At 67.2% G+C, this 14,047-nt stretch carries 13 protein-coding genes; 2 read left to right on the top strand and 11 right to left on the bottom strand.

Features of this window, described 5'->3' with window-relative positions; translation table 11 throughout:
- Position 1: 1 nt before the first annotated feature.
- From JOD62_RS13795 to rplU, 6 genes are all read right to left on the bottom strand, one after another.
- A complete protein-coding gene (locus JOD62_RS13795) occupies positions 2–217 on the bottom strand; it encodes a hypothetical protein (RefSeq protein ID WP_204939817.1) in 216 nt (71 codons plus the stop codon).
- A gap of 52 nt (positions 218–269) precedes the next feature.
- Positions 270–1,550 carry a glutamate-5-semialdehyde dehydrogenase gene (locus JOD62_RS13790; protein ID WP_204939816.1) on the bottom strand — a complete coding sequence of 427 codons (1,281 nt, stop codon included), beginning with the start codon at positions 1,548–1,550 and terminating at the stop codon, positions 270–272.
- Between the two features lie 40 nt (positions 1,551–1,590).
- Positions 1,591–2,385: a glutamate 5-kinase gene (gene proB / locus JOD62_RS13785; protein WP_204939815.1), complete on the bottom strand. Its 795-nt coding sequence runs from the start codon at positions 2,383–2,385 to the stop codon at positions 1,591–1,593.
- Entirely contained in the window at positions 2,382–3,890 is a 1,509-nt protein-coding gene (obgE, locus tag JOD62_RS13780) for a GTPase ObgE (RefSeq protein WP_204939814.1), read from the bottom strand. Before obgE ends, proB begins: the two co-directional genes overlap by 4 nt.
- Positions 3,891–3,961: 71 nt before the next feature.
- The gene (gene rpmA, locus JOD62_RS13775; RefSeq protein WP_204939813.1) at positions 3,962–4,219 is read right to left on the bottom strand and encodes a 50S ribosomal protein L27; all 258 of its coding nucleotides are present in this window, start codon (positions 4,217–4,219) and stop codon (positions 3,962–3,964) included.
- A gap of 18 nt (positions 4,220–4,237) precedes the next feature.
- The gene (gene rplU, locus JOD62_RS13770) at positions 4,238–4,546 is read right to left on the bottom strand and encodes a 50S ribosomal protein L21 (RefSeq protein WP_204939812.1); all 309 of its coding nucleotides are present in this window, start codon (positions 4,544–4,546) and stop codon (positions 4,238–4,240) included.
- A 213-nt stretch (positions 4,547–4,759) separates the two neighbouring features.
- Between rplU and JOD62_RS13765 the strand changes: the two genes are divergently transcribed.
- Positions 4,760–5,023: a DUF4031 domain-containing protein gene (locus JOD62_RS13765; RefSeq protein WP_204939811.1), complete on the top strand. Its 264-nt coding sequence runs from the start codon at positions 4,760–4,762 to the stop codon at positions 5,021–5,023.
- Here the strand turns inward: JOD62_RS13765 and JOD62_RS13760 are convergent.
- Positions 4,991–7,474: an Rne/Rng family ribonuclease gene (locus tag JOD62_RS13760; protein ID WP_204939810.1), complete on the bottom strand. Its 2,484-nt coding sequence runs from the start codon at positions 7,472–7,474 to the stop codon at positions 4,991–4,993. The two genes, JOD62_RS13765 and JOD62_RS13760, sit on opposite strands and share 33 nt — an antisense overlap.
- A 281-nt stretch (positions 7,475–7,755) precedes the next feature.
- On the opposite strand from JOD62_RS13760, the gene JOD62_RS13755 reads away from it, so the two are divergent.
- Positions 7,756–8,352 (top strand): vitamin K epoxide reductase family protein, encoded by a 597-nt coding sequence (locus JOD62_RS13755; protein WP_204939809.1) that lies wholly within the window; start codon positions 7,756–7,758, stop codon positions 8,350–8,352.
- Between the two features lie 60 nt (positions 8,353–8,412).
- On the opposite strand, the gene ndk is transcribed toward JOD62_RS13755, so the two are convergent.
- Genes ndk through ileS form a run of 4 tightly spaced genes read right to left on the bottom strand, consistent with a single transcriptional unit; the run spans position 8,413 to position 13,986 of the window.
- Positions 8,413–8,829 (bottom strand): nucleoside-diphosphate kinase, encoded by a 417-nt coding sequence (gene ndk / locus JOD62_RS13750; RefSeq protein ID WP_204939808.1) that lies wholly within the window; start codon positions 8,827–8,829, stop codon positions 8,413–8,415.
- Between the two features lie 38 nt (positions 8,830–8,867).
- Positions 8,868–9,260: a DUF4233 domain-containing protein gene (locus JOD62_RS13745; RefSeq protein WP_239526719.1), complete on the bottom strand. Its 393-nt coding sequence runs from the start codon at positions 9,258–9,260 to the stop codon at positions 8,868–8,870.
- Complete coding sequence (locus JOD62_RS13740) at positions 9,257–10,609, bottom strand: bifunctional folylpolyglutamate synthase/dihydrofolate synthase (protein ID WP_204939806.1); 1,353 nt, start codon at positions 10,607–10,609, stop codon at positions 9,257–9,259. The genes JOD62_RS13745 and JOD62_RS13740 overlap by 4 nt, the downstream gene beginning before the upstream one ends.
- Positions 10,606–13,986 carry an isoleucine--tRNA ligase gene (gene ileS / locus JOD62_RS13735; RefSeq protein ID WP_204939805.1) on the bottom strand — a complete coding sequence of 1,127 codons (3,381 nt, stop codon included), beginning with the start codon at positions 13,984–13,986 and terminating at the stop codon, positions 10,606–10,608. The genes JOD62_RS13740 and ileS overlap by 4 nt, the downstream gene beginning before the upstream one ends.
- Between the last annotated feature and the right edge of the window lie 61 nt (positions 13,987–14,047).

Below are 14,047 nucleotides of genomic sequence, written 5' to 3'. Positions count from 1 at the left end.
CCTAGTGGCCGTGACCTGCTCCATGCTTGCCGTGCTTCGCAGCCCAGGCCTCAGCCTTGGCGGAGTGGCGGTTCGCCACATTGCGGTACGACATGGTCACAATCGCAAGGAGACCGAAGATGAGGGCGGCGATGACACCGAAGATCAGCGTCTCGAGCGCGACGTTGCCGTGTTCTGCCTCGGCGGCTGCCATCACGATCTGGGAGGCGAGGTTCATCAAATCTCCTATGTAGAACCGGGTACGAGAATTCTCTGTCCCAGTCTAGCCGTCAGGCGCGCGTCTGACCGGAACCGCGCGCGAGCCACTTGGTGCTCGTGAGTTCCGACAGCCCCATCGGTCCGCGCGTGTGCAGCTTCTGCGTTGAGATGCCCACCTCCGCGCCGAAGCCGAACTCGCCTCCGTCGGTGAAGCGCGTCGAAGCGTTGGCCATGACGACTGCGGAATCCACCTCGGCGAGGAAGCGCTCCGCATTGCGCGAATCGGTCGTGATGATCGACTCGGTGTGTCCGGTGCTGTACCGACGAATGTGGGCGAGCGCCTCGTCGAGGGTGTCGACGAGCTTCATCGACACGTCGAGGCTGAGGTACTCGGTCCCCCAGTCCTCTTCCGTCGCGGGAACGACGCCCGGCACGAGCTCCGCGACACCGGCATCGCCGTGTACGGTCACACCCTGCGCGACAAGCGCCTCGACGACATTCGGGACCAGCCGCTCGGCGGCCGGGCGAAGCACGAGGACGGTCTCGACCGCGTTGCACACGCTGGGACGCTGCACCTTGGCGTTCACGACGATGTCACGCGCCCAGTCATCCGGAGCGCTCTCGTCGAGCACGATGTGCACGACGCCCGCACCTGTCTCGATGACCGGGACGGTGGACTCGGTGACGACGGTCTCGATGAGTGAGGCGCTCCCCCGAGGGATCAGAACGTCGATGAGGCCGCGTCCGCGCATCATGGCGTGTGCTCCGTCGCGACCGAAGTCGTCGACCGTCTGAATCGCCTCCGCCGTGATGCCCGCGGAGTCGAGCGCAGAGCGCATGACCTCGACGAGCACCGTGTTCGAACTGCGAGCCGCGCTTCCGCCGCGCAGAACAACGGCGTTGCCGGAGCGCAACGCGAGAGCGGCGATATCGACGGTCACGTTCGGGCGCGCTTCGTAGATCACTCCCACGACGCCGAACGGCACGCGCACCTGCTCGAGGGCGACGCCGTTGGGCATGCGGTGTCCGCCCACGACCTGTCCGACCGGATCCGCCAGCGCAGCAACCTCGCACACCGCGGAGGCGAGCCCCGCGATACGTGCGTCATCGAGGCGCAGACGGTCGAGAAGGCCGGTCGTGAGACCGTTGTCACGGCCGCGCTCCAGGTCTTCCTGGTTCGCCGCGATGATCGCCGGGGCGCTCGCCACGAGCGCGTCGGCGATCGCGTGCAGAGCACTGCGCTTGTCGTCGCTCGTCAACTGAGCTGTCGCTCGCGACGCCTCCTTCGCCAGCGCCATGCGCTGCTGCGGAGTGTCGGTCACGACGGGCGCGGAAGACGTGTCAACGGTCATGCGCTCAGTGTACCGAGCGCCTCAGGCCGTCGGATCCGCGTCAGTGCTGTGTGACGTCTGCCGGCTCGAACCAGGTGCCGATGTCGGCCCCCGACAGCGCCTCCTCGATGAGGTCGGCGCTGGTCACGAGCACGCCGATGCCGGATGCGGCCGCCAGGCGCGCCGCCGAGACCTTGGTCGCGGCCCCTCCGGTGCCTACGCCGTTCACCACGGACGCGCCGAACTCAAGTCCAGACAGGTCGGAACCCGCCGGAATCACGTCGAGGGGCGTCGCGTCGGGATCACTCGGAGGCTTCGTGTACAGCGACTCGACATCGCTGAGCAGCACGAGCGCATCCGCTCCGATCAGCTGAGCGACAAGCGCGCCGAGGCGGTCGTTGTCACCGAAGCGGATCTCCTGGGTGGCGACGGTGTCGTTCTCGTTGACGATCGGCAGCACACGCAACGCGAGCAGACGCTCCATGGCGCGCTTGGCGTTGCTGCGAGACGTTGCGTTCTCGAGGTCGTTGGTCGTCAGCAGCACCTGGCCGGAGACGATCGCGTGTGGTCGCAGCGCCTCCTGGTATCGGTAGATCAGGTAGTTCTGTCCCACGGCCGCCGCGGCCTGCTGGGTCGCCAGATCGGTGGGTCGCGCATCCAGACGCAGGAACGGGATGCCGGTGGCGATCGCACCCGAGGACACGAGCACAACCTCGGCACCACGCGCGTGTGCCGCAGCCAGGGCATCGACGATCAGCGGGATGCGCCAGGCGGAATCTCCACTGATGGACGAGGACCCGACCTTGACGACGATTCGTTCGGCGGTCGCGAGATCCGCCCGGGCGCGAGCGGTCACTCGCCCTCCGCGGGAAGATCGTCGCGGCGCGCGAGACGCTCGGTCTCGAGCTCTGCACGCGCGGCGGCCTTGGCGTCCATACGCTCGTGATAGCGCTCACGACGCTGGCTGGTCGTCCGACGCGTGTTGGTGTCGAGACGGGAATCCAGGCCTCGCGCCGACGTGATGAGCTCTGCGGACGAGGTCATCGTCGGCTCCCAGTCGAACACGACGCCATTGCCTTCGCCGATGATGACGGTCGCACCGGCGGTCGCGCCGAGCTTGAAGAGCTCGTTCTCGACACCGAGCTTCTCGAGGCGGTCGGCGAGATATCCCACAGCTTCTTCGTTCTGGAAGTCGGTCTGCAGCACCCAGCGCAGCGGCTTCTCGCCGAGCACGTGGTACACGTTGCCGTACGTGCCACCTTCGACACGGACCGTGAACTCCTTGACCGCACCCTTGGGGCGGATGACGACCCGCTCGGCGGGCGCTTCGACAGCCGCGGCAACACGGTGCTTCTCGACGAGCTCACCGAGAGCGAACGTCAGCGGGCGCAGTCCCTCGTGCGACACCGTGGAGATGTCGAAGACGCGGAATCCACGGGCTTCGAGCTCGGGACGCACGAGATCTGCGAGATCGCGCGCCTCCGGCACATCGATCTTGTTGAGTGCGATGAGCTGCGGGCGCTCCAGCAGCGGGATCTGCCCTTCGGGAACCTCGTAAGAGCCCAGCTCGGCGAGGATCACGTCAAGGTCGGAGATCGGGTCGCGACCGGGCTCCAGCGTCGCGCAGTCGAGCACGTGCAGCAGGGCGCTGCATCGCTCGACGTGGCGGAGGAACTCCAGTCCGAGTCCGCGGCCTTCGCTCGCCCCTTCGATGAGACCCGGCACGTCGGCGACCGTGTACCGGGCATCGCCCGCCTGGACGACGCCGAGATTCGGGTGCAGCGTGGTGAAGGGGTAGTCGGCGATCTTCGGACGTGCCGCAGAGATCGCAGCGATCAGGCTGGATTTGCCTGCCGACGGATAGCCGACGAGCGCGACATCCGCGACCGTCTTGAGCTCGAGCACGATCGAGCCCTCGTACCCGGGGGTTCCGAGCAGCGCGAAGCCGGGAGCCTTCCGCTTGGGCGAGGACAGCGCGGCGTTGCCGAGCCCGCCCTGCCCACCGGCTGCGGCGATGAACCGTTCGCCGGGGACAAGAAGATCGACGAGCGTCTCACCGTCGGCGGACTTCACCACCGTGCCGACGGGCACCGGAAGCTCGAGGTCCTCCCCCATCGCACCGGAGCGCATGTCACCCATACCGAAACCGCCGTTGCCGGCCGCGCGGTGCGGCGAGTGGTGGTAGGACAGCAGCGTCGTGACCTGCGGGTCGGCGACGAGGACGACGTCGCCGCCGTCGCCGCCATTGCCACCATCCGGACCGCCCAGTGGCTTGAACTTCTCACGGTGCACGGAAACACATCCGTTGCCACCCTTACCTGCACGCAGGTGCAGCGTGACGGTATCAACGAACGTGACCATGTCGGGATTCCTTTTCAAATACGCAGACGGGGCGGGCCGAAGCCCGCCCCGTCTGGATGTCTATCTATCGCTTAGGCGACAGCGGTGACGATGTTGACGACCTTGCGGCCGCCCTTGTTGCCGAACTCGACCGCACCGGCCGAGAGGGCGAAGAGGGTGTCGTCCTTGCCACGGCCGACGTTCACGCCGGGGTGGAAGTGCGTGCCGCGCTGACGGACGATGATCTCACCAGCGTTGACTTCCTGGCCGCCGAAGCGCTTGACGCCAAGTCGCTGGGCGTTGGAGTCACGACCGTTACGGGTGGAGCTTGCGCCCTTTTTGTGTGCCATTCCTTAAGCCTCTTCCGCTTACTTGATGCCAGTGACCTTGACGCGCGAGAGCTCCTGACGGTGGCCCTGACGCTTCTTGTAACCGGTCTTGTTCTTGTACTTCTGGATGACGATCTTCGGGCCGCGGAGGTTGCCGAGAACCTCAGCCGTGACCTTCACCTTTGCGAGCTTGTCGGCGTCGGTGGTGACGGCGTCGCCGTCAACGAGCAGCACCGCGGGAAGCTCAATCGTCTCGCCCTTGGCCGCGCTGACGCGGTCGAGCTGGACGACCGTGCCGACCTCTACCTTCTCCTGCCGGCCACCGGCGCGCACTACTGCGTAAACCACTTCACACCTGTTTCATTGGGGAGCACATGGGCTCCGTACTCTCACGGAAAGACTCTGCTTGCATCGATGCCACAGCGGAGAACCGCTTCAGCGGGTGCAGCTGCAAGACATCATCCGTGCGCCCAGCAAATGCGGACGGCACGGTGCACCAAGGAGCTACTTTACCGGATGCCACGCGATGCCGCAAAGCGAGCCACGCCGTAGGATCGCGGCATGGCAATTCTTGTAGATGATGCGATCTGGCCGGCCCACGGACGCCTCTGGGCGCACCTGGTCAGCACCGCCAGCATCCAGGAACTGCACGAGTTCGCCGCGGCGCACGATCTGCCGCGCCGCGCCTTCGACCTCGATCACTACGACGTTCCCGCAGAAGCGCTCCCCCGGCTGATCGCCGGAGGAGCGCGTCATGTCACAGGCAAGCAGCTTGTGCGGGCTCTGATCGCCTCAGGACTCCGTATCCCCGCCCGAGACCGCTGACGGCGTCGTAGTGGGGGTGTGCACGACCGGCGTGCCCGACAGCGCCGCGGTGGAGACGCGACGACGTCCGCGCCCCTGACCGGGGGCCTTCGGCTCGGGAAGCGCGTCGAGAACGGAGTCCAGCAGGGCTTCGGTCTGCGTCTTGGGCGCGGAGCGGTCGCCGCCGCGCTTCTTGCGCGACTTCTTCGGACGCTCAGCCTGCACGCTCTCAGCCGGAGCAGCGGGTGCCGCACCCTCGACCTCGATCTGCGGGAGCAGCGTGGAGGCGGCGATCTGCGCGAGTGCTGACTTCGCCCCCTCGGGGATGCTGTGGGTGGCGGATGCGGCGGGCGCAGACGCCTGCGAGGACGAGCCGTTGCCGTTTCCTCCGCCGTTGCCGTTGCCGTTGTTTCCGCCGCCGTTGCCGTTGCCACCGCGCTGACGACGGTTCGAGCCGCCGTTGCCGTTTCCTCCACCGGAGTTCGACGACGAACGGTGCTTCACGACCGGATCGTGGTGCACGATGACGCCGCGCCCGGCGCAGACCTCACAGGCCTCACTGAAGGTCTCCAGCAGTCCCAGGCCGAGCTTCTTGCGCGTCATCTGAACCAGGCCCAGCGAGGTCACCTCGGCGACCTGGTGCTTGGTCCGGTCGCGGCTCAGGCACTCGACGAGACGGCGCAGCACGAGATCACGGTTGGATTCGAGCACCATGTCGATGAAGTCGACGACGATGATGCCGCCGATGTCGCGCAGGCGCAGCTGGCGAACGATCTCTTCCGCCGCCTCGAGGTTGTTCTTCGTGACGGTCTCTTCGAGGTTGCCCCCGGAGCCGACGAACTTGCCGGTGTTGACATCGACAACCGTCATGGCCTCGGTGCGGTCGATCACGAGGGATCCACCGGAGGGCAGCCAGACCTTGCGGTCGAGCGCCTTCTCGATCTGCTCGGTGACACGGAAGGCATCGAACGGATCGACGTCATCCTCGTACGCCTCGACGCGCTCCAGCAGGTCGGGGGCGACGCTCTCGAGGTAGCCGCGGATGGTGCGGCTGGCGTCCGTGCCCTGGATGAGCATCTTCGTGAAGTCCTCGTTGAAGACATCACGCACGATCTTGACCAGCAGGTCGGGCTCTGCATGAAGCAGGGAGGGCGCCTGGATGCTCGTGACCTGCGTGCGAATGTGCTCCCACTGGGCGGTCAGTCGCTGCACGTCGCGAGTGAGCTGCTCCTCAGTTGCACCCTCGGCCGCCGTGCGCACGATCACGCCGGACGATTCCGGGAGCACCTCCTTGAGGATGCGCTTCAGACGCGCACGCTCGGTGTCAGGGAGCTTCCGGGAGATGCCGTTCATCGATCCGCCGGGCACGTACACGAGGTAGCGGCCGGGGAGGGAGATCTGGCTCGTCAGACGGGCGCCCTTGTGACCGACCGGGTCCTTCGTGACCTGCACGAGAACCTTGTCGCCCGGCTTGAGGGCCAGCTCGATCCGGCGGGGCTGATTGCCGGTCTCGACGCCGTCCCAGTCCACCTCGCCCGAGTAGAGGACGGCGTTGCGTCCGCGGCCGATGTCGACGAAGGCCGCCTCCATGCTGGGCAGGACGTTCTGCACTCGCCCCAGGTACACATTGCCGATGAGCGAGGCGTCCTGGTTGCGCGCCACATAGTGCTCGACGAGAACGTTGTCCTCGAGCACCGCGATCTGCGTGCGGCCGTTCTTGGATCGCACGATCATCTCGCGGTCGACAGCCTCACGGCGAGCGAGGAACTCGGCCTCGGTGACGACCGGGCGGCGACGACCGGCGTCGCGGCCATCACGCCGGCGCTGTTTCTTGGCCTCAAGGCGCGTGGAGCCCTTGATGCGCTGCGGCTCGGTGATGTACTCGACGACGCGCTGACGCTGACGCGGCTCTTCGCGCGTCTCGTCGGCGTCTCCGCCGCGACGGCGACGACCACGGCGGTTGCCGCCGGAGGCGTCATCCGCATCTGTGGCGCTGTCTCGCTCCGGGCGCGCCGGCAGCGGCACGAACTCCGGGGCGTAGAAGTGCAGCTGCGTCGACACCCGGGAGACGAACACCTCGGGAAGCAGTCCCAGGCTCACGGCCGTGACGGGAGCGGGCTTCGTCGGCTCCACCGCCGGGACGACGGCGTGCGCATCCGGAACGGCGGCGGGAGCATCTGCATCCGACGTCTCTGCGCCGGGCGCCTCGGTCTCGGGCGCGTCCGGTGCAGCTTCATCGGCCTCGACCGGAGCCTTCTCGACAGTCGCCGACTCCTCCGCCTCGACGGCCACGGACTCGTCTGCGTCCGCGACGGGTGCCTCTGCCGGCTCCTCCACAACAGTCGGCGCCTCGTCGCCAGTCGGCTCTGCGTCCGGCGCAGCATCCGCCTCGGGCGTGTCGATCAGCGTCTCGAAGGAGAGCTGTTCGTCACCATCATGGGTAGGACTGTTGTCAATGTTCTCATCGGCCATCTCTGGCTTACTCCCTGCACAGGGGCCTGCGCCCCCGTGAAATCGTGCGGCACTCTCGGTGCCGTCTCACTTGGCTGCGATCGGCGAACGCTCTGATCGCGAGGAGGCATGTGCCTCCGAAAGTCTGCGTGCGATGTCCGCTGGCTCGCCAGGTACGACATCAACGTTCATTATCGCACCATGCGGCGCAGAACGCGGCATCCGACGGCGATCCCGATGAACTTCCGCGTCATCCAGAGGACACACCCCGCCCATAGGAAAACTTCGGCATAATCCGAATCATGACTGCCGCACGATCGCGCCCCGTTGTCTTCGCCCTGTGGCTCATCGTCGCCGGCGTGATCGGCTGGTGGGCGGCCTTCCAGCTCACGGTAGAGAAGTTCCATCTGCTCAGCGATCCTGACGCGACGCTCGGCTGCGACTTCAGCCTTCTCGTGCAGTGCCAGGCGAACCTGGATTCCTGGCAGGGATCGGTGTTCGGCTTCCCGAATCCGATCATCGGGCTCACCGGATGGATGGCCCCGATCGTCGTGGGCGCCGCGCTGCTTGCCGGTGCACGGTTCAACCGCTGGTTCTGGCTGCTGTTCGGCCTGGGCATGACCGGTGCCCTGGCCTTCGTCATCTGGCTGATCACGCAGAGCATCTTCGTGCTCGGCACACTGTGCCCGTGGTGCATGGTCACCTGGTCGGTGACGATTCCGACCTTCTTCGCCACGCTGGTGCATCTGTTCCGCGTGGGTGCTTTCCCCGTCAGTCCGAAGACGCAGGAGGCGGCGGACCGGCTCATGAGCTGGGTTCCCCTTGCCACGGTGCTCGCCTTCGCCGTCATCGCGGTCATCGCGCAGCTGCGTCTGGATGTGCTGGGCAACCTCTTCTGAGCGCCCCGCACACAAAAGAGGCGGCACCCCACGTGGGGCGCCGCCTCTTTGCCGTATGGCTCAGGAGAACCAGATGCCCAGTTCGCGGGCAGCCGACTCGGGGCTGTCCGAGCCGTGCACGAGGTTCTGCTGCACCTTGAGTCCCCAGTCGCGGCCGAAGTCACCGCGGATGGTGCCGGGAGCGGCGGTCGTCGGGTCGGTGGTGCCTGCGAGCGAACGGAAGCCCTCGATGACGCGGTTGCCAGCGAGGCGGATCGCCACCGACGGTCCCGACATCATGAACTCGAGGAGCGGCTCGTAGAAGGGCTTGCCCTCGTGCTCGGCGTAGTGCTGCTCCAGCAGCGCACGGTCGGGCTCGACGAGGCGGATGTCGACGAGCGAGTATCCCTTCGCCTCGATGCGCGCGAGAATCGCGCCGGTGAGGCCGCGGGCCACACCGTCGGGCTTGACCAGGATCAGCGTCTCTTCAGTAGTCATTGCATTCACTCTCTGTGTCGAATTCGAAAGGTGTCGGTTCAGCTGTCGGCCTGGGCACGTGCCGCTTCGCGGTCGGTGCGTCCGCCGGCGATCATCGCATAGGCCCACATTCCGCCGAAGACGACGGCGATGAAGGCGACCGCGGGAACGAGGAATCCGCCGAGGGCGACGATCACCTGGAGCGTCCATCCGGCGATGACACCGCCGCGGGTGTGCACGCGGCCGGCCGTGATGATCATGGCGATGGCGATGACGCCACCGCCGACGATCGCCCACCAGGGTTCGATCCCGGCAGGCAGGGCGCGAAGGCCGAAGACGGTCAGCCCGCCGAGTCCGACGACGACGGCCTCGAACCCGAGGACGACGGCGCCGAGCTTCGCCGCCAGGCCACGGGGCGCGCGGCGGCGCGGAGTCGCCGATGCTTCACTCATGCGCGCCATCCGCTCTTCCAGTCCTCAGACTCGGCCAGTGCGATAGCCTGCCCTGCGAGGACGACAGACCCGGCGATCACCACGGCGCGTCGATCAGCCGAGGCGGCCCACTCCCGGGCGGCATCGGCCGCATCCTGGAGCGACGGGTGCACCGTCACGCGTTGACCGGCGGCCTCGACGAGGTCAGCGATGGCGTCGGCGTCATTCGCCCGATCGGAGTCGGGCGCGGTCGCGAAGATGTGCGTCGCGGCGGGTGCGAGCGCCGCCACGATGCCTTCTGCGTCCTTGTCGGCGAGCACACCGAGAACGATGCCCCACTCGTCGAAGTCGAAGTTGTCGCGAAGCGCCTCCGCCAGGGCACGTGCGCCGTGCGGATTGTGCGCCGCATCGACGATCACTGTCGGTGCGATGCCGAGGAGCTGGAGACGCCCCGGCGACGTGGTTCCCTGCAGGCCGTCGGCGACGATGTCGGCCGCGATCGGCTTGGTCGCACCTCCGATGAGCGATTCGACCGCGGCGATCGCCAGCGTCGCGTTGAAGCCCTGGTGCGCACCGTACAGCGGCAGGTACTCCTCGGCATACTCCCCTGCGAGACCCTGCAGGCTGATCTGCTGCCCGCCGACCGCCAGACGCTGTTCACGCAGCGCGAAGTCCTGGCCTTCGAAGGCGATGGATGCGCCGCGCTCGGCCGCCACCCGCCGCAGCACCGCCTCCGCCTCCGGGGTCTGTCGCGCGGAGACGACCGCGGCGCCGTCCTTGATGATCCCGGCCTTCACCTCGGCGATCTTCGCGATCGTGTCACCGAGGCGGTCGGCGTGATCGATGTCGATCGGCGCGAAGACCGCGACATCGCCATCGGCGGTGTTGGTGGAATCCCAGGCGCCGCCCATCCCGACCTCGAGAACGAGGACGTCGACCGGAGCATCCGCAGCAGCGGCGAACGCCAGTGCGGTCAGCAGCTCGAAGAACGTCAGGGGCTCTTCACCGGCCGCCGCCAGCTCGGCGTCGACGAGCCCGACGAACGGCTCGATGTCTTCCCAGGCGTCGGCGACCGCGGCGTCCTGGATCGGCTCGCCGTCGATCATGATCCGCTCAGTGAAGCGCTCCAGGTGGGGGCTCGTGAACAACCCGGTGCGCAGCCCGTGCGCGCGCAACAGGCTCTCGATCATGCGCGCCGTCGAGGTTTTGCCGTTCGTGCCGGTGATGTGCACGACGCGGTAGGTGCTCTGCGGGTCGCCCAGCAGTTCGAGCAGCCGAGCGGTGCGCTCCTTGCGGGGCTGTACCCAGCGCTCCCCCGCGCGGCTCAGCAGCGTCTCGTAGACGGCGTCGGCGCGATCCTGATCGCTCATGAGGCAACCTCCACGGCGTTCGTGTCGATCGTGACGATGAGAGCCGCCTTACCCACCCCGAGCGCGCGGGCACCGGAGCAGAACACGCCGTCTCCGGGATTCCTGACCTCATCGACCAGCGCATCGGTGTTCTCGGTCACCTGCACGGCGAAGCCCACCGCGAGCGTCTCGGCGGCGATGAGATCGGCGTGCTGCTGGAGGGCAGCGGCCTCGGCAGCATCCGCGTTCAGAGCGAGCACGATGCGGTCGCTGACCTCGAGGCCGGCGTTCTTGCGGGCCTCCTGCACGATGCGAATCGCATCGCGCGCAAGACCTTCGGCTTCCAGCTCCGGCGTCGTGGTCGTGTCGAGCAGCACGAAGCCACCGCTCGGCACGACGGCCAGAGCCTCGCCCTCGGGACGTCCCGAGGTCTCGAGCGCGAGCTCGTACTCGTGCGGCTCCAGCGCGATGCCGTCGGCCGTGACGACGCCGCCCTCTTCGGTCCACAGACCTGCCTTTGCGGCCTTGATCACGTGCTGGACGTTCTTGCCCAGACGCGGTCCTGCGGCACGGGCGTTCACGCTCAGACGGTGGCTGATGCCGTACTCGGCGGCCGTGCTCTCACCCAGGACGACGAGCTCGACGCTCTTCACGTTGAGTTCCTCGCGGAGGATGTCCTCGAACTGCGCGAGAGCATCGGCCTGCGCCGAGACGACCGTGAAGCGTGCGAGCGGCAGACGAACGCGCAGCCCCTCCTTCTTGCGCAGGGCGTTGCCCACGCTCGACAGCTCGCGCACAGCGTCCATCGCGTCGGCGATATCCGCGGCATCCGGGAACTGCGCAGCGTCCGGCCAGTCCTGCAGATGCACGCTGCGTCCACCGGTGAGACCCTGCCAGACGCGCTCGCTGATGAGCGGGACAAGCGGAGCCGCGACACGGGTCAGCGTCTCCAGCACCGTGTAGAGAGTGTCGAAGGCCTCGCGGCTCTTCGGATCGTCGTTCACGCCCACCCAGAAGCGGTCGCGCGAACGTCGGATGTACCAGTTCGTGAGCACCTCGACGAAGTCACGCAGACGCGCAGACGCCGTGGTCGAGTCGAGACCCGTGAGATCGGCGTGGACCTCGCGCACGAGGTCACCGAGACGGGACAGGATGTAGCGGTCGAGCACGTCGGTCGAATCCGTGCGCCAGGATGCCTCGTAGCCCTCGCCACCCGCGCCGCCGGCGGCGTTCGCGTAGGTCGAGAAGAAGTACCACGAGCTCCACAGCGGCAGCAGGAACTCACGGACGCCGGCGCGGATGCCCTCCTCGGTGACCGAGAGGTTGCCGCCGCGCAGCACGGAGCTCGACATGAGGAACCAGCGCATCGCATCCGACCCGTCTCGGTCGAAGACCTCCGAGACATCCGGATAGTTGCGCAGCGACTTCGACATCTTGTACCCGTCGTTGCCCAGCACGATGCCGTGGCAGCTCACACCCGTGAACGCCGGGCGATCGAAGAGCGCGGTCGAGAGCACGTGCATGACGTAGAACCAGCCGCGGGTCTGCCCGATGTACTCGACGATGAAGTCGGCCGGCGAGTGCGAGTCGAACCACTCCTGGTTCTCGAACGGGTAGTGCACCTGTGCGTACGGCATCGACCCCGAGTCGAACCACACGTCGAAGACGTCTTCGATGCGGCGCATCGTGCTCTTGCCGGTGGGGTCGTCGGGGTTGGGGCGCGTCAGGTCGTCGATGTACGGGCGGTGCAGATCGATCTCGCCCTCGGGGTTGCGCGGCAGCGTGCCGAAATCACGCTCGAGCTCCTCCAGCGAGCCGTAGGCGTCGACGCGCGGGTACTCGGGGTCGTCGCTCTTCCAGATCGGGATGGGCGAGCCCCAGTACCGGTTGCGGCTGATGGACCAGTCACGGGCGCCCTCAAGCCACTTGCCGAACTGTCCGTGCTTGACGTTCTCGGGCACCCAGGTGATCTGCTCGTTGTTCGCGAGCAGGTCGTCCTTGATGTCGGTGACGCGGATGAACCAGCTCGACACGGCCTTATAGATCAGGGGGTTGCGGCAGCGCCAGCAGTGCGGGTACGAGTGCTCGTAGCTCTGCAGCCGGACGAGGCGGCCGTCTGCGCGCAGCAGGCGGACAAGCGGCGTGTTGCCGTCCATCCACAGCTCACCGGCGACGTCCGTCACCTGCGGGAGGAAGCGCCCGCCGTCGTCGAGCGAGATGATCGTCGGGATGCCGGCCGCGTTCGCGAGACGCTGGTCGTCTTCACCGTAGGCCGGGGCCTGGTGCACGATGCCGGTGCCGTCGCTGGTCGTGACGTAGTCATCGACGAGGATGCGCCAGGCGTTCTCGGTGCCCCACGTCTCGGCATCCGCGTAGTAGTCGAAGAGACGGTCGTAGGTGACATCCGCCAGCGCCGAACCGAGGTGGGTCGCTGTGATCGCCGCCGCGGCGTCGTCTGCGCTCTCGTAGCCGAGATCCTTGGCATAGCCGCCGAGCAGTTCGCGTGCGAGCAGGTACTCATGCGCGGATGCTTCGACGACAGCGTCATCCGACCCGGCCGCGGCGTGCACATCGGCCGCGCCGTTCGGTCCGGCGGGCACGACGACGTATTCGATCGAGGGACCGACGGCGAGGGCGAGGTTGGTGGGGAGCGTCCATGGCGTCGTCGTCCAGGCGAGTGCGCGCACGTTCGTCAGTCCGAGCGACTCGGCCTTCGCACCCGTGAGCGGGAAGGTGACGGTGACCGACGGGTCCTGACGCATCTGGTAGACGTCGTCATCCATGCGCAGCTCGTGCGCGGACAGCGGTGTCTCATCGCGCCAGCAGTACGGCAGGACACGGTGCCCCTCGTAGGCGAGCCCCTTGTCGTAGAGCGTCTTGAAAGCCCAGAGCACGCTCTCCATGTACCCGAGATCGAGCGTCTTGTAGCCGCGATCGAAGTCGACCCAGCGCGCCTGACGGGTGACGTAGTCCTGCCACTCGTGCGTGTACGCGAGCACGGAGTCCTTCGCCTTCGCGTTGAAGACGTCGATCCCCATCTCTTCGATCTCGCTCTTCTCGGTGATGCCGAGCTGCTTCATCGCCTCGAGTTCGGCGGGAAGACCGTGCGTGTCCCAGCCGAACACACGATCGACCTTGTGGCCCGTCATCGTCTGGAATCGCGGGAAGACATCCTTCGCGTAGCCCGTGAGCAGGTGCCCGTAGTGGGGCAGCCCATTGGCGAACGGCGGGCCGTCGTAGAAGACCCACTCCGGTGCGCCCTCGCGCTGCGCGATCGACGCGCGGAAGGTGTCGTCGGCCTGCCAGAAGTCGAGCACCTCGCGCTCGATCTTCGGGAAGCGCGGGCTCGGGGCGACGTCGGCGGCGGGGCCGAAGGCGGAGGAACGCGGGTAGGTCATCGTGTCTCGCAGTTGTCGTGTGGCGATCTCTGCGAGGACGACCCTGTGCCGAACTTCGACG

This window comes from Microbacterium keratanolyticum, assembly GCF_016907255.1.
Lineage (GTDB): Bacteria > Actinomycetota > Actinomycetes > Actinomycetales > Microbacteriaceae > Microbacterium > Microbacterium keratanolyticum.
This window is presented reverse-complemented; position numbering and strand designations above follow the sequence as displayed.